The sequence below is a fragment of the Halopolyspora algeriensis genome, assembly GCF_003337235.1.
GTDB lineage: Bacteria > Actinomycetota > Actinomycetes > Mycobacteriales > Pseudonocardiaceae > Haloactinomyces > Haloactinomyces algeriensis.
In genome coordinates this window covers 242357-262354 of the sequence record NZ_QPJC01000001.1, presented here as the reverse complement: position 1 = coordinate 262354, position 19998 = coordinate 242357, and the positions used below count along the sequence as shown (strand labels likewise).

The window sequence follows — 19998 nt, the reverse complement described above, 5'->3', positions numbered from 1 at the left end:
GGGAGAGAGGGGGAGTCGCGAGCTCGAGCCGCCCCGCGATGGGTTCCGCCATAGCGGGCCTTACGGGCGGGGGGTGCCCGTGACCCGGCGGGCGCGGCCCGAAGGGGGAGACGAACCGCGCTCACACCCTCACGCGATCGGGGAGTGCGTGGGAGCCGATCACGAAAGGGCGCTGTCAACTTCGCAGAGTCAAGCGGTAGCCACAAGAGCACCGCTTTACTCCGTTCGAGTGATGTTTGCCCGAAAAAGTAACGCTGCGAGGCAACACTGTCCCTACTTGCCGGTGATTAGTGACAGACACCACGTTTGGGGTAACGCCATGGCGGTTATTCGGTAACTGTGCGATCACACCTGCGCTCTCGTGCGGGAGCTCGCACGGTGCGGCAGGCTGGTCGCGAAGCCGGACATCGACACGAACGTGAACGGAGTACCGCGATGGCCGATCGCAACGCGACCACCACCTGGAGCGGAGACCTGAGTTCCGGCTCCGGAACCGTGACGCTGGACTCCTCCAACTCGGGCCGGTTCCCCGTGTCGTGGTCGAGCCGCACCGCGGAGCCGGAGGGGCGGACCAGCCCGGAGGAACTCGTCGCCGCTGCGCACTCGTCCTGCTACTCGATGCAGCTCTCCGGCCTGCTCACCGAGGCGGGCACCCCGCCGCAGACGATCGACACCAGCGCCGAGGTCACCTTCGGCCAAAGCGGTGGTGGCTACGCCATCACCGGGATCGCGCTGACCGTGCGGGCCACGGTGCCGGGAGCCGACCGGACCACGTTCGACGAGGCCGCGCAGAAAGCCAAGGAAATCTGCCCGGTCTCGGCCGCGCTGGCGGGGACCACCATCACCCTCGACGCCACGCTGGTGTGAGGAGTGCTTTCATGATCGGCCTGGCGCGGTGGTCGGTGAACCGCCTTCTCAGATGGCGCCTTGCGGCGTTGGAGGCCACATCAGGTAGCGACTCTCCATCACGCGGCCCCCTGCCTTGCATATGCCCCAGCTGGGGCAACGAACTGAAACAGCCGGAGCCGGTCGCTTTGCTCAGGCTGATCACTCGTGCAAAACCATTCTGACAAGGACCCGTAAGAGGACGGCTGCCCCACCGCCGCCCTTCGAGCCGTGGTCGCCGGGGATAACCTGAGGGTATGACTGCTGTCGGGACCCTGGTGCTGCTTCGGCACGGTGAGAGCACGTGGAACGCCGAGAACCTGTTCACCGGCTGGGTGGACGTTCCGCTGTCGGAGAAGGGCGAGGCGGAAGCACAACGGGGCGGTGAGCTCCTGCGGGAAGCGGATGTGCTCCCGGACGTGCTGCACACCTCGCTGCTGCGCCGTGCCATCACCACCGCCAACATCTCCCTGGACGCCGCCGACCGGCACTGGATTCCGGTGCGGCGCGACTGGCGCCTCAACGAGCGCCACTACGGTGCCCTGCAGGGCAAGAACAAGAAACAGACGCTCGAGACCTACGGCGAGGAGCAGTTCATGCTCTGGCGGCGTTCCTACGACACTCCGCCGCCGGAGATCGAACCGGGAGACGAGTACAGCCAGGACTCCGATCCCCGCTATGCCGACCTCGGCACCGACATCCCGCGCACGGAGTGCCTCAAGGATGTCGTGGTCCGGCTCCTGCCGTACTGGGAATCGGTGATCGTCCCCGACCTGCGGGCAGGCAGGACGGTGCTCGTCGCCGCGCACGGGAACTCGCTGCGCGCGCTGGTCAAGCACCTCGACGGGATCTCGGACGAGGACATCTCGGGGTTGAACATTCCCACCGGGATCCCGCTGCGCTACGACCTGGACGACGACCTGGTTCCGACGGTTCGCGGTGGCACGTACCTCGACCCGGAGGCCGCCGAGGCGGCGGTGGCTTCGGTGGCCAAGCAAGGCCGCTGAGCGGCCGGTGGTTCCGGCCCTGCCCGGTGCCGGGCCGGAACCACCCCGCCCACACGGCCGAACCGGCACGGGTGGCACCCGAACGAACAACGAGGCGCGGGTGTGTGTCCGGCACGCGTCGATGGGGAGTCGCTCACCCGACTTCCGGACGGACCGACGCCGTACCGGAAGTGAACCACGGGTGAAATCGCCCACTTCGGGTGTCACAGGCATCACTGAATGGCCCTGAAGGGTGGTCCTGCCCCGGTAGTACCTGCTTACGATGCGGGTGTGACCGTATTGGGCTATGCCGCCCTGTTGCTCGGCGTGCTGATGCTTGGTTTGGTGGGTGGCTTCTGGCTCGCCCACGCTCGACACCGATACGACCGCAACCGACCGCAAGGCCCCACCGTCGCCGAACTTCTCCAGCGGCTGGTGCACTCCACCAACAACGGTGTGGTCGTGCTCAACAGGTTCGGCGACGTGGTGGTCCACAACCCGCGCGCCGACGAACTGGGCTTCATCACCGACAACCGGGCCGACGCGCGCGCTCGCGAGGCCGCCGAACAGGCGCTCGAGTCCGGTGAGCCGGTGACGGTGGACCTGTCACCGAGGGAGCGGACCGCACTGGCCGGCAGAACACCCTCCGCGGTCCACGGCGAGGCGCGGCCTCTGGGGGACGGGTTCGCCGTCGTCGACGCCGCCGACGAGTCCGATGCCGTGCGGCTGGAAGCGACCCGTCGTGACTTCGTCGCCAATGTCAGCCACGAGCTCAAAACCCCCGTGGGCGCGCTCGCCCTGCTCGCCGAGACCGTGCTCGACGCCGCCGACGACCCCGAGGAAGTCCGCCACTTCGCCACCAAGATCCTGCACGAGTCGACCCGCCTCGGAACCCTGGTCTCCGAACTGATCGCCCTGTCGCGCCTGCAGGGAGCGGAATCGCTGCCCGAACTGAACACCGTCGACGTCGACGGGGTCGTCGAGGAAGCTCTCGAGCGCTGCCGCGTCTCCGCGGAATCCGCCGGAATCGACATCACCGTCGACGAGTCCAGCGATCTGCTTCTGGACGGCGACCGCACTCTGCTGGTGACCGCGCTGAGCAACCTCGTCGACAACGCCGTTTCCTACTCACCGGACGGCAGCCCGGTCTCGATCAGCAGGCGGCTCAACGGTGACTTCGTCGAAATCGCCGTCACCGACAGAGGCATCGGGATCGAGCCGGAGGACCAGCAGCGCGTCTTCGAACGTTTCTTCCGCGTGGACCCGGCCCGCTCCAGGGCCACCGGGGGGACCGGACTCGGGCTGGCCATCGTCAAGCATGTTGCCGCCAACCACGGCGGCGAAGTGGCGTTGTGGAGTCGCCCCGGCACCGGCTCCACCTTCACGCTCAGAGTGCCTCGGCACTCCGCGAGCGAGAGCGAGACCGTACCGGCGGCCGAGGACGCCCCCACAGCCGATGCTGCCTCTGCCGCCGAGCCCGGTGGCGCAGTGGCAGCCGTACATTCCATGGTCGAAAGCGTGGACGGGTTCAGAGCCGTCGAAACGGGAGGAGTCCGGTGACCAGGGTGCTGATCGTGGAGGACGAGGAGTCCTTCGCCGACCCGCTGGCCTTCATGCTCCGCAAGGAGGGCTTCACCCCCGCGGTGACCACCGACGGGCAGCAGGCCCTGGAGGAATTCGACCGCAACGGTGCGGACATCGTCCTGCTCGACCTGATGCTGCCCGGGATGAGCGGTACGGACGTGTGCAAGCAGATTCGGCAGCGTTCGGCGGTACCCGTGATCATGGTGACCGCGCGGGATGCCGAGATCGACCGCGTCGTCGGTCTGGAACTGGGTGCCGACGACTACGTCACCAAGCCGTACTCGGCACGCGAACTCATCGCGCGGGTGCGGGCCGTCCTGCGGCGTGGCGGAGAGACCGAGGACCCGTCGAACCGGACCCTCGAAGCAGGCCCCGTGCGGATGGATGTCGAACGTCACGTGGTGACCGTCTCCGGCGAGGAGGTCAGCCTGCCGCTCAAGGAGTTCGACCTGCTCGAGTACCTCCTGCGCAACGTCGGGCGCGTCCTCACTCGCGCGCAACTGATCGACCGGGTGTGGGGCGCCGATTACGTCGGCGACACCAAGACCCTCGACGTGCACATCAAACGGTTGCGCTCCAAGCTCGAGCCCGATCCGGCCGACCCCCGTCACCTGGTGACCGTGCGAGGACTCGGTTACAAGTTCGAGATCTGAGGGGCCGCTTGCAGCGCTCCGTGACGGTGGTTGCCGACTCGTCGTCCGGCGGCGACCGGTAGCGTGGTAGCTCAGGTCACCGTGCGAGCTCCGCCACTCGAGGAGTTCGGCATCCGCCCCCGGGCGCTGCGGCGGAGAGCGGTCCTGCGGCGCTCGGACCACGCGAACGGTGACGACCGTGCTGCGAGATCGCTGCCAATGTCGCACCCTGGCAACAGGGGGATACTCGCAGTGACCGGCAAGCGGATAGGCAGACTGGACGGAAAGCCCAGCACAGGGCACGGTGGAGTCGATGAGTCGGGACAGCGGGTCCGAGCACCCCAGCCAGCGCACTGTCGCCGAGCTGCTCGCCCAGCACGGTGGTGGTTCACAACGCAGCGCCCGTCGGCGTCGCAGGCGGGCCGAGGACCCGACCGATACCGCCCCGCAGGCGATCATCGAGCGGGTGAACTCCGACAGCGGGCGGATGCGTCCCGTGCCGCCCCAGGAAGAAACACCTCAGGCCGAAGGGCCCCATTTCACCCGCGGCAGCGGTAACGGCGTAGGCACGGCTCCTTCCCCGCAGCCCGGTGCGGCGGCCGAGCCGGCATCCGCGGACGTCGAGACCACGGCACAGCAACCGGCCGTGTCCGAGCGCCCCGAACCACCCCCGGTATCCCCGTCACCGGTACCGGCGGACACCTCCGCCATACCGGCCGTCTCCCCCCCCGCCCCCACGGGAGCGGCGGGACATGACGGAAGCGAGATCGCTGCGCCCGTCCGGCCCAAGGACGAGAGTGCCACCGAGCAGTTCCCCTCGGTCCACGGCACGGTGCAGCAGGCACCGGGCGGCACCGACGGTGTGCAGGGATCCAACGGCGCGCGGGGGCATGCAGGGGGCGCGAACGGCACGGTCCTGCCGGGCAGGCAGGACACCGGGGAACTCGTCGAATCCGGCGGCGCATACCAGGACGAGTACGCCCTCTTCGACGGCGAGGTCGAAAGCGGCGCCGCCGATGGCCACTTCTTCGGTGACGAGGGCCTCGACGAAGACGACCCCGACGGGGACTTCGGTGGCCGCTATTCCCGCAATATCTCCACGGAACTGCCTGCGGGAATGGATGCCGAGGATTACCTCGACGAGGAGTTCGAAACCGAGGAGGGGTACTCCCCCCGGCATTCTCCGCTCCGGGAGTGGCTCACGCTGATCACGCAGGTCGGTGCCGGCCTGCTCGGTGGTGGTGCGGTCTGGGTCGGCTTCCGCTGGTTGTGGACCGCCATTCCGGTGGCCGCACTGGTCGCCGCACTGGCCGTCACCGGTGCTCTGGTGCTGATCGCCCGCAGGTTCCTGCGCACCGACGATCTGCAGACGATCCTGCTGGCCGTGCTGGTCGGTCTGGTCTGTACCGTCTCACCCGCGGCATTGCTGCTGGTCGGGTATTGATGCTCTCCGGTTGACGGAGCGCATCAGCACCGCGGGATCGGATACGATCACTCCGAAACGACCACACCTGCACCATCCGTACACCTCCTCAGTCACACTTGGCAGGACATGACTGCCGAAACATTCCCCGACTCGGTGGCCGGAGCTCGCCGGACACCCATACCCATCGGACTCTCGAGCGCGTCGGTCTGGCCGCAACCGGTCGGTGCCGCATTCGAGATGGCGGCGGATCTCGGCTACGACGGAGTCGAGGTCATGGTATGGGCCGATGCGACGAGTCAGGATGTCGCCGCGCTGCGGCGCCTGTCCGAGCAGCACGGCATGCCCATCCTCGCGATCCACGCACCGTGCCTGCTCATCACTCAGCGAGTGTGGTCTCCCGATCCGGAGGAGCGGCTGCGCGGGGCCGTCGTCGCCGCCAGCGATCTCGGTGCCTCCACCGTCGTGGTGCACCCGCCCTTTCGCTGGCAGCGGCGCTACGCCGACAACTTCGGCGAGCTCGTCTCCGAGCTCGAGGAGACCAGCGGCATCAAGGTCGCCGTGGAGAACATGTTCCCGGTTCGCCCGCCGCACACCTGGGACAGGATCCGCGGAGGCAAGGCGGCGGGTCTGTCCGCCTTCCGGCCCTCACCGGACCCCACCGAGGTCGGCTATCGCAACTACACCTTCGACGTGTCCCACGCGGCGGCCGCGCACGTCGACCCCGTCGAACTGATGCAACGGATGGGCAGCGGACTGGCCCACGTCCACCTGGCGGACGGCACCGGCGCGCCCCGTGACGAGCACCTCGTTCCCGGGCACGGTGCCCAGCCGTGCGCCGAGATCTGTGAGGCACTGGCCACCACCGGGTTCAGCGGAACCGTCGCGCTCGAGGTCAACACCCGGAAGGCGAGGAATCCCCGGCAGCGGGCCGCGCAACTCGCCGAAGCTCTGCTTTTCACCCGGCTGCATCTGGAGCCGCTGCGTGCCTGACCTGACGGGCCCGCGCACGGCAGCACGCCGGACAGGGGCTCGTCGGGGCATCGCGAAGCTCTGAGATGCTGACCGGTATGACGACCATTGCCGTACTCGGGGCCGGAAGGATCGGAGAGTCGCTGCTGTCCGGTTTGCTCAACACCGGCCGCCCCCCGGAAGAGCTCCTGTTCACCGAACGCTCTCCACAGCGAGCGGCCGAGCTGACCGAGCAGTACGGAATCGAGCACGTCGACGTCCCCTCGGCGGCGCGCCGCGCGGACATCCTCGTCGTCGCCGTCAAGCCCCAGGACATCGAGCCGCTGCTCGACGAGATGGTGCCGGTGGTCGCCCCGGACAAGCTGGTCGTCTCGTTGTGCGCGGGGTTGCCGACGAAGGTGTTCGAACGCCGCTTCGCGGAGGGAACACCGGTGGTGCGGGTCATGCCGAACACGCCCATGCTCGTGGGAGAGGCCATGAGTGCCATCTCCGCGGGGGCACATGCCGGAGAGGCCCATCTGGAACTCGTCGAGGAGATCCTCGGCAGTGTGGGACGGGTCGCGCGAGTGCCGGAGACCCAGCAGGACGCGGTCACCGCCTTGTCCGGTTCGGGGCCTGCGTACTTCTTCTACCTGGTCGAGGCCATGGTCGACGCGGGGATCCTGTTGGGGCTCCCGCGCTCCCTGGCCGCCGAACTGATCGTGCAGTCGGCGGTGGGCGCGGCCGCGATGCTCCGGGAAGGCGAGGGGCATCCGGTCATGATGCGGGAAGGCGTCACCTCCCCGGCCGGAACCACCATCTCGGGGATCCGTGAGCTCGAAAAGCACGGCGTCCGCGCAGCGTTGATCGACGCGATCGAGGCGGCGCGCGATCGGTCCCTGGAGCTCGGTCGCGTCCACGAGACCGACGAGTAGGAGGGTGTGGGGAATGCCCTAGCAGGCCGCGGCGAGCACTCTTTCGTGCGGTTTCGCGCGGGAGTCGGCGTGTCTTGTCCCCGAAGAGCCGCGATGTCGGCGGTAGTATCGCAGACGTACGTCCCACATCGAAGACGCATCCTGTGGCTCGGTTGTGCGGGATGCGAGTGCAGGGAGATACATGGCGCCGAATGTCGTGCTGGTGACCGGCGTCAGCCGGTTCGTGGGCGGAAGTCTCGCGGCTCGTCTCACGGCCAACCCTGCCGTCGAGCGGATCATCGGAGTGGACACCGTCCCTCCGCACCGGGAGCTGCTCCGGCGGATGGGCCGTACCGAGTTCGTCCGCGCGGACATCCGCAACCCGCTGATCTCGAAAGTCATCACCAACTCCAAAGTGGATACGGTGGTGCACGTGTCCATGGGCGACCACAGCAACTCGGGGAACCGGTCCGTCCTCAAAGAGATGAACGTCCTCGGGACCATGCAATTGCTGGCCGCATGCCAGAAATCGCCCACGGTGCGCCGGATGGTCGTGAAGTCCACCAGTGCGGTATACGGAGCGAGTCCGCGCGATCCGGCGATGTTCACCGAGGACATGGGTCCCAAGGACCTGCCGTTCTCCGGCTATGCGAGAGATGCGGCGGAAGTGGAGGGCTATGTCCGCGGATTCGGCCGCAGGAGGCCGGATGTGGACATCACGATACTGCGCTTCACGAATCTCATCGGCCCGCGGATCGATACCGTGCTCACCCGGTACTTCGCATTACCCGTGATCCCGACGGTGCTGGGTTACGATGCCCGGTTGCAGATGCTGCATGCCGAGGACGCGCTGGAGGTACTGGAAAAGGCCACCGTCGAGAACATTCCCGGCATATACAACGTCGGCGGTGACGGGATCCTGATGTTGTCCCAGGCGATTCGCCGGGCGGGCAGGGTCGCGATGCCGGTGCCGAGTTTGGCGATCTCCCCGGTGAGCAGTTTCTTCCGAAGTGCGCGACTGGTCGACTCCTCACCGGAACAGGTGCGTTTTTTGAACTTCGGTCGGGTGGTGGATACCACCAGATTGCGCGAGCAGTTCGGTTTTACTCCCGGATGGACGACCCGCCAGGCTTTCGACGATTTCGTGCGCGGTCGCGATCTGCGGCCGGTTGTCGCTCCCGACCATGTTGCGGCAGTGGAACGTGGAATCGCAGGTGCGGTCGCGAGGCTGCGGTGAGAGAGGGGTCGATGGCGGACGCGAGAGTGATTCCCCTGTACCCGGGAAGCGGGAATGTGGCGCGGCAGACCGGACGCAGCGGCAGCGGAGGGGACTCGTCGTCGCGCCCGTACGATGCCACCGCTTCCGACGAGGGTTCGGGCGAGGGGCGAATGTCGTGGGACGAAACCGTGGCGGAAGCGCTGGCTTTTGCGCGCCGCCGGGTTCTCGGCGACTACGAGGTCGACGAGTTCGGATTCGATGCCGAGTTGACCGATCACCTGCTCCTGCCCTCCCTGCGACCGTTCTACGAGAAATGGTTCCGGGTGGAGACGATCGGGCTGCACAACGTTCCCGCCGAATCCGGTGCTCTGGTGGTCGCCAATCATTCGGGAACATTGCCGTGGGACGCGTTGATGACCACGGTCGCTCTCCGGGACCATCACCCCGCGTCCCGGCAGTTGCGAATGCTGGGAGCCGACCTGGTCTTCCGCATGCCGGTCGTCGGTGCCCTGGCCAGGAAGTCGGGGCAGACGCTGGCGTGTAATCCGGATGCCGAACGGCTGCTGGGCGGTGGCGAACTGGTGGGGGTGTGGCCGGAGGGGTTCAAGGGGATCGGGAAACCGTTCCGGGACCGCTACAAACTGCAGAGGTTCGGCCGTGGTGGCTTCGTCTCCGCCGCGATACGGGCCGGTGTGCCGATCGTTCCCTGCTCGATCGTCGGCGCCGAGGAGATATACCCCAATCTCGCCGACATCAAGCCGATCGCGCGGCTTCTGGGACTGCCGTACTTCCCGGTGACACCGCTGTTCCCGCACTTCGGCCCGCTGGGAACGGTCCCGCTTCCCTCGAAGTGGTATATCGAGTTCGGCGAACCGATCGACACCTCGTCGAATCCGGAAGGGGCGGAAAACGACCCGATGCTGGTTTTCAATCTGAGCGACCAGGTCAGGGAGACGATTCAGGAGACCCTGTACCGCTTGCTGGCCCAACGCCGGAATGTGTTCCTCGGCTGACCGTGAGAGGACGGCCACCCGATACTGTCTGCTGCAATGCGGGCTGTCGCGCTGTTCCGCCGTTCACACGTGGTCCCGGCGACGGTAGGCCAGTCCCGCGGCGACGGCCCCGGCGAGCGCGCCGGCGCCGAGCATCGAGTGCACTCCGATCCGTGCGGCCTTGCGTCCCGTCCGGAAATCACGGATCTCCCATCCGCGGGAGCGGGCGGACTCGCGGAGCCGCTGGTCCGGGTTGACGGCGACTGCGGTGCCGACGGCGGAGAGCATCGGGATGTCATTGGAGGAGTCCGAGTAGGCGGTACAACGCCGGAGATCGAGTCCTTCGCTGGCGGCCAGGGCGCGCACGGCATGCGCCTTGGCCTTGCCGTGCAGCATTTCCCCGACGAGGCGCCCGGTGTAGAGCCCTTGCGAGCTCTCGGCCACGGTCCCCAGAGCTCCGGTGAGTCCGAGGCGTCGGGCGATGATCTGGGCCAGCTCGACGGGTGTGGCGGTGACCAGCCAGACGCGTTGACCCGCGTCGAGATGCATCTGGGCGAGTGCCCGGGTTCCTGCCCAGATGCGGTCCGCCATGAGCTCGTCGTAGATCTCCTCGCTGAGCTCCACCAGATCGGCGACATCGCGTCCGGCGACGAAGGAGAGTGCCTGCTCACGGCTGGCCTGCACGGTCTGGGGATTTTCCGTGCCACCGATCCGGAACTTGACCTGCTGCCATGCGAATCCCGCCAGGTCACCTGCCTTGAAGAATTTCCGTGCGGCCAGGCCTCGGGCGAAGTGGAACAGCGAGGCGCCCATCATCATCGTGTTGTCGACGTCGAAGAAGGCGGCCGCGGTGAGGTCGGTGGGAGCGGCCGACGAATCGCCGGAGTCCGGTACCGCTGTGACGGCGGCTTCGGCCGACGCGTGGCCGGCGAGTTCGGCGCTGTCCAGGGGAGCCGTACTGGGGGCGGGCACACTCCCGTACTGCGCTTGCCCGTGGTTCGCGCCATCGGCTGAGCTTTGCCGTGTCGGCACCGCCACGCCTCCCGGTGTTCCTCCGGTGTTCCTTCGGTTCGGTCCTGTTGAATCAGGACTTCCGACCAGGTTACTGAGCAATCGCCCAGTGGCCCGGTCTGCGGCTCTCCAGCTTAGAGCCTGTGGTCGGTATCTTTGTTGACCCAGGCTGAATGGGGAGTGTTGTGTCGGTGAGCAGGGCGGTGGGCAGGACTCGATCGGCCTGCAACGCAGTTCGAGGTCCGCGAAGGCCACCGCCCGGTACGGCGCGGCTCGGAACCCGTGCACGCACGTCGCAACAGTGTCTACCCGAGATCATCGGGGAGGAGTTGGGCGAGCCTGCGGATGGCGCGGTGCTGAAGAGCTTTGACCGCTCCCTCGTTGCGCTGCATGGCTTCGGCGGTTTCGGTGACGGACAACCCGCGGAGGAACCGGAGCCGGATGCATTCGCGCTGGTCCGGATTGAGTCGGCGGACACAGTCCAGCAGTTCTCCGTGGGTGATCTCGGTCAGCACGTGCTGTTCGGGACCGAGTTCGCAGGAGCGTGTGACGGGTGACGTGTCGGCGAGGTCGGCGGTGGGGACTTCCAGCCGGTGCCTGCTGGATTTGATGTGGTCGAGGACGAGGTTCTTGGCGATGGTGATGAACCAGGCCGCGACATCGCGGCCCTGGTAGCTGACGGAGGCGATCCGCCGGAGAGCGCGCAGGAAGGTCTCGCTGGTGATGTCCTCGGCCAGGCAGTGGTCACTGACCCGGGGCAGCACGTAGCGGTAGACCAGGTGGGCGTACTGACTGTAGAGCTGTCCGAACGCGTGGCTGTCCCCGCTCTGGGCGGCCCGGACGTGGGCCCAGTTGTCCGGATCGGCGGGTGGCTCGGCATGTTGCTGGGTGGCCCTCCTGGTCACGGTGGAGGCAGTGACCTGCAGACCGGTTCCGCTGCTTCGGGCCGGGGCATGCCGGTGTGCGAGGCGCACATCGGGGAAGCCGAGAGTGTCGACGGCGGTCATTGGCGCGGCCCGCCTTCCACCAGGATGGTGCCTCGGGCCTGCCGGAGTGATGCACGTGCGGGCGAGCGCCGCAGTGCTGCGTGATGGTGAACCGTGGCCTGGAACATGTGCTGGTCCCTGGAGTCTTCGGGTGCGGACGTGCGGCTTCGTTGGCGTCGGTGTACAGGTCTTCGGGTCTGGTGAGCATACGTGTTGTTACTCCTCGGTAGGTAGTGTCCGAGTGATATGGATTCGCCTTGATTCGGGAATCGAGCACTTCCGCCCTGCGCCGGCCGGTGATTTCGGACACAGTGACGGGTGGGTCTCGGGCGAGGAGGAATCTTCCGGCCGCGGGCGCGGGAGTCGGGGTGCGTACCGTGCCGGTGAACGATGCCGGAGGCGAACGACGAGTGAGGACGGCGATGAAGCCCGAGCACGAGGTGACGTTGATGGTTCGTGCCGACTGTCCCGCGTGTGATGCGGCTGCCGAGGACATCCACCGCATCTGCGCCGAGTTGGAGGTGCCCTGGCGGACCGAGGACGTCGACTCCGATACCGAACTGCGTGCGGAGTACGGGGACCGTGTTCCGGTGATCCTGATCGACGGCCGGGAGCACGGTTACTGGAAGGTGGAGGAGCCACGTTTCCGGGCGGCTCTGCAACGCTGAATCGGGACCCTTTTTGGCACGTCGGGGACCTGTCGGGGATGATGTCGACCGAAGGGTGTGGGTCTGGTTACTCGACCTCCCGCCGACTTTGTGCATGCATTCACAAATAGCTACGGTGGGCAGGGTCGGCTGCCGGGCTGCGACAGTGGGTCCGTCGGCCGGTGTGGATCGGTGCCGGTCGCACACGGTCCGGTGGTCGGTACGGGCTTCGAAGTTTCCATCGCCCGCAGGTGGGCGATCGGATGTGCAGTGCGAATCCCGGTGGCGGACGCGCCGACCGGGCACGGCGAAATTACTGAGCAGGTCAAGGGAGAGCCAGCGTGACGGCCCACGGAGAGGGCGTGGCCGACGGCGACGCGGGGAACCCGTCGACGTCCCGACAGTCGTCCGAGGCGGTCGACGAGCCCGAGGCCAGGGAGCGTGCCCGGGTGATTCCGGAGGCGGCCGTCGCGCGGCTTGCGGTGTACCTGCGGGTGCTGTCGGGGATGGCCGACCAGGACGTGAGTACGGTGTCCAGCGAGGAACTGGCGGTTGCTGCGGGGGTGAACTCGGCCAAGCTCCGCAAGGACCTCTCCTACATCGGCTCCTACGGCACGCGCGGTGTGGGCTACGAGGTGGCGGTGCTGATCGGGCAGATCGAACGCACGCTCGGGCTGACCCGCAAGCACAGCGTTGCCGTGGTGGGGATCGGCAACCTCGGTCACGCGCTGGCCAACTACGGGGGATTTCCGAGCCGGGGCTTTCCCGTCTCGGCCTTGTTCGATCTCGATCCGGACCTGATGGGTGTGCCGGTGGGCGGGATTCCGGTCGATCACATCGACGACATCGTCCGGGTGTGCACCGAGCGGGAAATCACCATCGGTGCGATAGCCACACCCGCCAAGGGTGCCCAGGAGGTGTGTGATCGTTTGGTCGAGGCCGGCGTGAGGTGCATCCTGAATTTCGCACCCGTCGTCCTGCAGGTTCCCGAGGAGGTCGAGGTGCGCAAGGTGGACCTGGCCGTGGAGATGCAGATCCTGTCGTTCCACGTGGCTCGCCGTGGTCAGGAAGCAACGGAATTGTCCGAGCCGGAAGCAGCCGGGCCGGAGAAACCCGAGAACGGAGCGGAGAGTGGTGGTGCTGCGATGACGGCAGCGGACCACCGCATGAATGCCGGGGGCGACCCGGTGGACGGGATGGTGGTTCGGCCGTGAATCTGCTCAATGTCGGACTGTCGCACAACAGTGCCCCCGTCCGGGTGCTGGAGCGTGTGTCGGTCGGTGCGGACGAGGTCACCAAACTGCTGGACGAGCTGCTGCACAGCGACAACATCACCGAGGCGTTTTTGGTCTCGACCTGCAACCGGGTGGAGGTGTACGCGGTTGCCGAGACCTTCCACGGTGGTCTCGACGATGTGACATCCGTACTGTCCCGGCATTCCGGCACCGAGGTCTCCGAGCTGGCCGACCACCTGTACGTCTACTACGCCGGTGCCGCTGTCGAGCACCTGTTCTCGGTGGCCGCGGGCCTGGATTCGATGGTGGTCGGTGAAGCCCAGATCCTGGGGCAGATCCGGCAGGCCTACGGCGTCGCCGACGAGGCGGGCACCGTGGGCAAGACGCTGCACGAACTGGCACAGCAGGCGTTGCGGGTCGGCAAGCGCGTCCACGCCGAGACCGAGATCGACTCCGCCGGTGCTTCGGTGGTCTCGGAAGCGCTGACCGATGCCGAGTCGGTGCTCGGCGGGATGGCCGGGCGCAGTGCGCTGCTGATCGGTGCGGGTTCGATGGGGGCGCTGGCGGCTTCCCGGCTCAAGCGCGCCGGTATCGGTGAAATGGTGATCGCCAACCGCACCGCCGCGAATGGCGAGCGGCTTGCGAACTCCCTGCGGGACGAGGACATCGAAGCCCGGACCGTCTCGCTGTCCGAGCTCCCCGCCGCGCTGGCCACCGCGGACCTCGTGGTGACGTGCACCGGTGCGGTCGGTGCGGTGGTGACCTCCGACGTGGTTGCCGAGGCCCTGTCCACCCGTACGGCGGGAAACCCGCTGCTGTTCTGCGACCTGGGTCTTCCGCGGGACACCGCTCCGGAGGTGGCCGACCTGCCGGGTGTGACCGTGGTGGACCTGGAATCCCTGCAGCAGCGGCTTGCCGAGCGCAGCGGCGGCAGCGAATCCGAGCGCGCGGCGGGAATCGTCGCCGAGGAAATGCGTTCCTACCTCGCAGGCCAGCGCTCGGCCGAAGTGACTCCGACGGTGACGGCACTGCGACGGCGCGCCGCCGAGGTGGTCGATGCCGAGCTTCTGCGGCTGGATTCGCGGCTGCCCGAGCTGGACGGAAACGTGCGGGAGGAGCTCACGCGTACCGTTCGCCGCGTGGTGGACAAGCTGCTGCACGCGCCGACGGTCCGGGTCAAGCAGCTTGCCTCGGTCCCCGGCGGCTCCGATTACGCCGAAGCTCTCCGCGAACTGTTCGAACTCGATCCGCAGACCGCTGCGGTCATCGGCACGCCGTCGGGCGATGACGCGCAAGGGCCGGGGGAGGGTTCCGGAGTAACCGTGTCGCGAGCCCGGCCGTCCCAGGCGTCCGCGGTGGTGCGCGAGCACCCGGAACAGGACGGTGAGGACCGTTGAACAAGACCCTCCGCATCGGCACCAGGGGAAGCGCCCTGGCGATGTCGCAGAGTTCCACGGTGGCCGAGGAGTTGGAACGCGCCGGGTATGCCACCGAGCTGGTCCGGGTCTCCACACCCGGTGACCGCTCTCGCGCACCGATCACCGAGATCGGCGTCGGCGTGTTCACCTCCGCCCTGCGGGAATCCCTCGCGCACGGCGAGGTCGATGTCGCGGTGCACTCCTTCAAGGACCTGCCGACCACACCGGATCCCCGGCTGTCCCTGGCCGCCGTCCCCGTTCGGGAGGACCCGAGGGACGCACTGGTGGCCCGGGACGGCCTGACGCTCGGCGAGCTGCCCCCGGGCTCCGCTGTGGGCACCGGCTCGCCGCGTCGTGTCAGCCAGCTCGAAGCCCTGGGCTTGGGGCTGGAAGTGCGCGGTATCCGCGGCAACGTGGACACCCGGATGCGCAAGGTGACGGACGGCGAGTTGGATGCCATCGTGCTCGCCCGCGCCGGGCTGGCCCGCGTGGGCCGCCTCGAGATGATCACCGAATCGCTCGATCCGTTGCAGATGCTGCCCGCCCCCGCCCAAGGAGCGCTGGCGGTGGAATGCCGCGTCGAGGACGTGGATACCGAGCACCTGCTGCAGTCCGTCATGGACGATTCGGCCAGCCGCACCGCGGTGGCCGCCGAGCGCGCCATGTTGGCCGCGCTCGAGGCCGGCTGTAGTGCACCTGTCGGTGCGCTGGCCGGAGTGGTGGAGGACCTCGACGAGGACGGACGCTCCGTGCAGCGACTGTCCATGCGTGGAGTGGTGGCAACCGACGACAACGAATTGTTGCGTGCCTCCGCCACTGGTGAGACGACCGCCGCCGAGCAGCTGGGTCGGGATATGGCCGACCAGTTGCTCGATGCCCGGGCCGCCCTGCTCGACGGCCCCGGCACGTAGTTGATGGGGAGTGCCCTGATGACCCGAGCACAGAAGACCCCCGGACGAGTTGCTTTCGTGGGCTCCGGTCCCGGTGATGCGGGACTGCTCACCGTCCGGGCCCGGCATCTGCTCACGCACGCTTCGCTCGTGGTGACCGATCCGGATGTTCCCGCCGACGTGGTCGGCCTGGCCGACGAGGGCGCCGAGGTGCGCCCTGCCGTGGGCGACCCGTCGGATGTGGCCGCCAACCTGGCCACCGAGGCGAAGACCGGACGCCCTGTGGTGCGTCTCGTGGCGGGCGACCCGCTGAGCTCCGACGCGGTGGTTCGCGAGGTCCGTTCGGTTTCCGAGACGGATGTGGCGTTCGATGTGGTTCCCGGCGTCGCGGCCGGTACCGCGGTACCGGCGTATGCCGGTGTGGCGCTCGGTGCGGTACACGCCGAGATCGACGTGCGTGGCGAGGTGGACTGGGCCGCGGTGGCCGCCGTGCCGGGCACGGTGGTGCTGCACGCGACGGGAAGTCACCTGGCGGAAGCGTCCTCGGCGCTGGTGGAGCATGGTGTGGCTCCGCAGACACCGGTTGCGGTGACCGCTTCGGGCACGACGGTGTCCCAGCGCACGATCGACACCACCCTGGCTTCGCTGCCTGCCGATGCCGGGGAGTTGCAGGGACCCCTGGTGGTCACGATCGGTGCCGCCGCGGGGAATCGGAGCGGGCTGTCCTGGTGGGAGTCCCGCGCCCTGTACGGCTGGAAGGTCCTGGTGCCGCGCACCAAGGAGCAGGCCGGGGCGATGAGCGAGCGGCTGTGGTCGCACGGTGCCGTCTCGCACGAGGTGCCGACGATCTCGGTGGAGCCGCCGCGCAGTCCGGCACAGATGGAGCGAGCGGTCAAGGGACTGGTCGACGGTCGCTACCAGTGGATCGTGTTCACCTCGACCAACGCCGTGCGTGCGGTGTGGGAGAAGTTCCACGAGTTCGGTCTGGACGCGCGGGCCTTCTCCGGCGTCAAGATCGCGTGCGTGGGAGAGGCGACGGCCGACAAGGTGCGCTCCTTCGGCATCATGCCGGAGCTGCTGCCCTCCGGTGATCAGACGAGCGAGGGATTGCTGCAGGACTTCCCGCCGCACGACGACGTTCTGGACCCCGTGGCCCGTGTGCTGCTGCCGCGCGCCGACATCGCCACCGAGACGCTGTCGGCCGGTCTGTCCGAGCGTGGCTGGGAGGTCGACGACGTGACCGCGTACCGGACGGTGCGCGCTGCGCCGCCGCCCGCCGAGACCCGCGAGATGATCAAGAGTGGCGGGTTCGACGCGGTGTGCTTCACCTCCTCGTCGACGGTGCGCAACCTGGTCGGTATCGCCGGTAAGCCGCACGCCCGCACTCTGGTGGCCTGTATCGGACCGAAGACGGCGGAGACGGCCAAGGAGTTCGGCCTGCGGGTCGATGTCCGGCCGGAGGTGGCCCAGGTTCCGGCACTGGTGGACGCACTGGCCGAGCACACCGCCCGGCTGCGTGCCGAAGGTGCCCTGCCGCCGCCGAAGAAGGCCAAGCGCGCCCGCCGCTCTTGAGGGAATGCTCGGATTGGTTTGCGTGACGGTGCCGGTGGCGGGACCTCCGGCGTCGCCACGCTGCGGGATCCGGAACATCGAGTAGTCACTACGCCACGTTCCGGCTGCCTTCGCGAGGCTGTGCCGGAGAACCCGCGGCGGTGCCGATTGCTTACGCGGTAAAAGCGGTGACGCCGTTTACCCGACGGCCGATATGGCCGAAACAGTCGGTTTCCCAATCCGCCCGGTATTGAGGAGTTTTTGCCCATGTATCCGTCCCATCGTCCGCGGCGGCTGCGCCGCAACGCCGCCGTGCGCAGGATGGTCGGGGAGACGAGCGTCGAACCCCGGCACCTGGTGCTGCCGATGTTCGTCCGGGAAGGTGCTGCCGAGCCGAGAGCGATCCCGTCGATGCCTGGAGTGGTCCAGCACAGCAGGGAGTCCCTGCGCAAGGCTGCGGCCGAGGCCGTCGCCGCCGGGGTCGGCGGCCTGATGCTGTTCGGTGTTCCCGAACGCAGGGACTCCACCGGTTCCGGTGCCACCGACACCGACGGGATCCTCAACGTCGCGCTGCGGGATGTCGCCGCCGAAGTCGGGGACGACGCGGTGCTGATGGCCGACACGTGCCTGGACGAGTTCACCGACCACGGTCACTGTGGTGTGCTCGACGACCGCGGCAATGTCGACAACGACCGCACACTGCGGCTGTACGGGCAGATGGCGCTGGCGCAGGCTTCTTCGGGAGCCCACACGGTGGCACCCAGTGGCATGATGGACGGGCAGGTGGGGGTGATCCGGGAATCGTTGGACGCCGCCGGCTTCACCGACACCTCCATCCTGGCCTATTCCGCCAAGTACGCGTCGGCCTTCTACGGCCCGTTCCGTGATGCGGTGGACTCCCAGCTCACCGGTGACCGGCGGACCTACCAGCAGGACCCGTCCAACGGCAGGGAAGCGCTGCGGGAGACCGAGCTGGATCTCGCCGAGGGCGCGGACATGGTGATGGTCAAACCGGCGCTGTCCTACCTGGATGTGCTTCGGGAGGTGTCCGGGATCGCCGATGTTCCCGTTGCCGCCTACCAGGTCTCCGGGGAGTACTCGATGATCGAGGCGGCCGTGGGCAACGGTTGGCTGGATCGCCGGAGCACCGTGCTGGAATCGTTGACCACGATCCGCCGTGCGGGTGCGGATGTCGTCCTGACGTACTGGGCCGCGGAGGCCGCGCGGTGGCTCCGGCAGGAGCAGGGCGGGACGGAACGCGGGGCCTGAGGTGACCGAACCGAATCGGGAGCGGCCCCGGACCGGAGAGATGACCGGCCGGGGCGGAATGCCGACACCGCCGCAGTGGGTGCAGCTCGCATGGTGGCTCTGGCTCGCGAGCGTCGTGGTGGGGCTCGTGCGCACCGTGGTGCAGCTCAGCGATCGCAGAATGCTGATCGACCGGCTACGGCAGGTACAGCCGGAGCTGTCGCAGAGCGAGGTGGACGCCGCCGCGAACACCGGCATCATGTTCGCCCTGCTGTTGGGGCTGCTGATCGCCGGCGCGTTCGTGCTGCTGGCGAACCGGATGGCGCAGGGGCGCAACTGGGCGCGGATCGTGATCCTCGTCTTCGCGGCGTTCAATGTGGTCAGCACGGTGTTCACGCTGTTCGGGCTGGCCGTGCTGGGCTCGACGGTGACCGTGCAGGACACGACTGTGCAGGTCGATGCCTGGAATATCGTGTTCAGCCTGGTCATCGGTGCGCTCGACGCGGCCGTGCTGGTGCTGTTGCTGCGTCCGGACGTGAACACGTTCTTCCGGGAGGCGAGGCGGCGGTTCCACGAGCAGAAGGCAGGTCGTACCGGCGGGCACGGCTGAGCCGCAGCCGGTGCCCGCTGCGGCGCGGTGTCCGGAAGATCACGATTGCTGCCGTCGAGTGGACATCCGGTGGGGTGGTTTCTACGGTTTGCGCGTGACGTCGCCACAGGATCCTTGGCAGCAAGACCCCCGCTCGCCCGGCGGGCAGCAACCTCCCGGGCAGTACCCTCCCGGACAACAGCCGCCCGGGCAGTACCCCCAGTATCCCGGCCAACCCCCGCAGGGCGGGTACTCACCGGTCAACCCGTACGCGGCACCGCCGGTGCCGCCGCACGAAGCGGGCGGTGTGCCGCGGCCGAGAACGATCGAGGTCGCGTTCTGGATCGCCGTCGTCGTGCCGCTCGTGGCGACGGTGTTGATCGCGATCAGCGCGTGGTTCGCCCAGGGCGTGATGCAGCAGGTGATCGAGGCCGAGGGCCCCGAGGCTCAGCAGCTCGCGAATGCGGCCGCACTGGTCGGGGTCGGGGTCGTCATATTCGTTTTCGCGGTGCTGACCGCACTGTGGATCCTGTTCGCGTTCAAGATGCGCGCGGGCAGGAACTGGGCGCGGATCACCCTGACCGTGTTCGCCGGGTTGTGGGTGATGAATGCCCTTTCCGGCCTGCTGACCAGCCCGAGCGGTTCGAGTTTCAGCATGGCGGGCATGCCCGCTGCCACGGTCGAGATACCGGCTGCGATGGTCGCGCTGGGATACACGCAGAGTGCGCTGGGCCTGGTCTCGATGGTGGCGTTCCTGGTACTGGTGTACCTCCGGCCGTCCAACCGGTTCTTCCAGGCTGCCCGGTACCGGTAAGGGCAGCGCGGGACAGTGAGCAT

Annotated in this window: 19 protein-coding genes; 17 read left to right on the top strand and 2 right to left on the bottom strand. The window is 67.9% G+C overall.

Annotation, left to right across the window (positions count from 1 at the left end):
* Positions 1–435 precede the first annotated feature (435 nt).
* From DFQ14_RS01255 to DFQ14_RS01215, 9 genes are all read left to right on the top strand, one after another.
* Positions 436–867, top strand: coding sequence for an OsmC family protein (locus tag DFQ14_RS01255; protein ID WP_114451158.1), 432 nt, complete (start codon positions 436–438; stop codon positions 865–867).
* A 275-nt stretch (positions 868–1142) separates the two neighbouring features.
* Complete coding sequence (locus tag DFQ14_RS01250; protein ID WP_114451157.1) at positions 1143–1892, top strand: phosphoglyceromutase; 750 nt, start codon at positions 1143–1145, stop codon at positions 1890–1892.
* Between the two features lie 270 nt (positions 1893–2162).
* The gene (locus DFQ14_RS01245; RefSeq protein ID WP_420810115.1) at positions 2163–3431 is read left to right on the top strand and encodes a sensor histidine kinase; all 1269 of its coding nucleotides are present in this window, start codon (positions 2163–2165) and stop codon (positions 3429–3431) included.
* On the top strand, positions 3428–4108 hold the full coding sequence (locus tag DFQ14_RS01240) for a response regulator transcription factor (protein WP_114451155.1): 681 nt from the start codon (positions 3428–3430) through the stop codon (positions 4106–4108). Before DFQ14_RS01245 ends, DFQ14_RS01240 begins: the two co-directional genes overlap by 4 nt.
* Before the next feature lie 292 nt (positions 4109–4400).
* Entirely contained in the window at positions 4401–5531 is a 1131-nt protein-coding gene (locus DFQ14_RS01235) for a hypothetical protein (protein ID WP_141921373.1), read from the top strand.
* Between the two features lie 108 nt (positions 5532–5639).
* Positions 5640–6503, top strand: coding sequence for a sugar phosphate isomerase/epimerase family protein (locus tag DFQ14_RS01230; RefSeq protein WP_114451153.1), 864 nt, complete (start codon positions 5640–5642; stop codon positions 6501–6503).
* A 77-nt stretch (positions 6504–6580) separates the two neighbouring features.
* On the top strand, positions 6581–7396 hold the full coding sequence (proC, locus tag DFQ14_RS01225) for a pyrroline-5-carboxylate reductase (protein WP_114451509.1): 816 nt from the start codon (positions 6581–6583) through the stop codon (positions 7394–7396).
* 181 nt (positions 7397–7577) lie between these two features.
* The gene (locus DFQ14_RS01220) at positions 7578–8612 is read left to right on the top strand and encodes an NAD-dependent epimerase/dehydratase family protein (RefSeq protein ID WP_114451152.1); all 1035 of its coding nucleotides are present in this window, start codon (positions 7578–7580) and stop codon (positions 8610–8612) included.
* A gap of 11 nt (positions 8613–8623) precedes the next feature.
* On the top strand, positions 8624–9607 hold the full coding sequence (locus DFQ14_RS01215; RefSeq protein ID WP_114451151.1) for a lysophospholipid acyltransferase family protein: 984 nt from the start codon (positions 8624–8626) through the stop codon (positions 9605–9607).
* 63 nt (positions 9608–9670) lie between these two features.
* Here the strand turns inward: DFQ14_RS01215 and DFQ14_RS01210 are convergent, their stop codons facing one another.
* Together DFQ14_RS01210 and DFQ14_RS01205 are read right to left on the bottom strand one after the other, a co-directional pair.
* On the bottom strand, positions 9671–10558 hold the full coding sequence (locus tag DFQ14_RS01210; RefSeq protein ID WP_246195728.1) for an HAD family hydrolase: 888 nt from the start codon (positions 10556–10558) through the stop codon (positions 9671–9673).
* A gap of 344 nt (positions 10559–10902) precedes the next feature.
* A complete protein-coding gene (locus DFQ14_RS01205; protein WP_170206370.1) occupies positions 10903–11604 on the bottom strand; it encodes a sigma-70 family RNA polymerase sigma factor in 702 nt (233 codons plus the stop codon).
* A gap of 401 nt (positions 11605–12005) precedes the next feature.
* On the opposite strand from DFQ14_RS01205, the gene DFQ14_RS01200 reads away from it, so the two are divergent.
* The 8 genes from DFQ14_RS01200 to DFQ14_RS01165 all read left to right on the top strand — a co-directional run bounded on the left by DFQ14_RS01200 (position 12006) and on the right by DFQ14_RS01165 (position 19975).
* Positions 12006–12251 carry a glutaredoxin family protein gene (locus DFQ14_RS01200; protein ID WP_114451507.1) on the top strand — a complete coding sequence of 82 codons (246 nt, stop codon included), beginning with the start codon at positions 12006–12008 and terminating at the stop codon, positions 12249–12251.
* Between the two features lie 320 nt (positions 12252–12571).
* Positions 12572–13444, top strand: a complete 873-nt coding sequence (locus tag DFQ14_RS01195) for a redox-sensing transcriptional repressor Rex (RefSeq protein ID WP_114451150.1) — start codon at positions 12572–12574, stop codon at positions 13442–13444.
* A complete protein-coding gene (locus DFQ14_RS01190; protein ID WP_114451149.1) occupies positions 13441–14862 on the top strand; it encodes a glutamyl-tRNA reductase in 1422 nt (473 codons plus the stop codon). The genes DFQ14_RS01195 and DFQ14_RS01190 overlap by 4 nt, the downstream gene beginning before the upstream one ends.
* Complete coding sequence (gene hemC, locus DFQ14_RS01185; RefSeq protein WP_114451148.1) at positions 14859–15794, top strand: hydroxymethylbilane synthase; 936 nt, start codon at positions 14859–14861, stop codon at positions 15792–15794. The genes DFQ14_RS01190 and hemC overlap by 4 nt, the downstream gene beginning before the upstream one ends.
* A gap of 18 nt (positions 15795–15812) precedes the next feature.
* Positions 15813–17345: a bifunctional uroporphyrinogen-III C-methyltransferase/uroporphyrinogen-III synthase gene (locus DFQ14_RS01180; RefSeq protein ID WP_114451147.1), complete on the top strand. Its 1533-nt coding sequence runs from the start codon at positions 15813–15815 to the stop codon at positions 17343–17345.
* Between the two features lie 246 nt (positions 17346–17591).
* Entirely contained in the window at positions 17592–18593 is a 1002-nt protein-coding gene (hemB, locus tag DFQ14_RS01175) for a porphobilinogen synthase (protein WP_114451146.1), read from the top strand.
* 1 nt (position 18594) lies between these two features.
* Positions 18595–19182 carry a hypothetical protein gene (locus DFQ14_RS01170; RefSeq protein ID WP_246195727.1) on the top strand — a complete coding sequence of 196 codons (588 nt, stop codon included), beginning with the start codon at positions 18595–18597 and terminating at the stop codon, positions 19180–19182.
* 94 nt (positions 19183–19276) lie between these two features.
* The gene (locus DFQ14_RS01165; RefSeq protein ID WP_141921372.1) at positions 19277–19975 is read left to right on the top strand and encodes a hypothetical protein; all 699 of its coding nucleotides are present in this window, start codon (positions 19277–19279) and stop codon (positions 19973–19975) included.
* Positions 19976–19998: the final 23 nt, after the last annotated feature.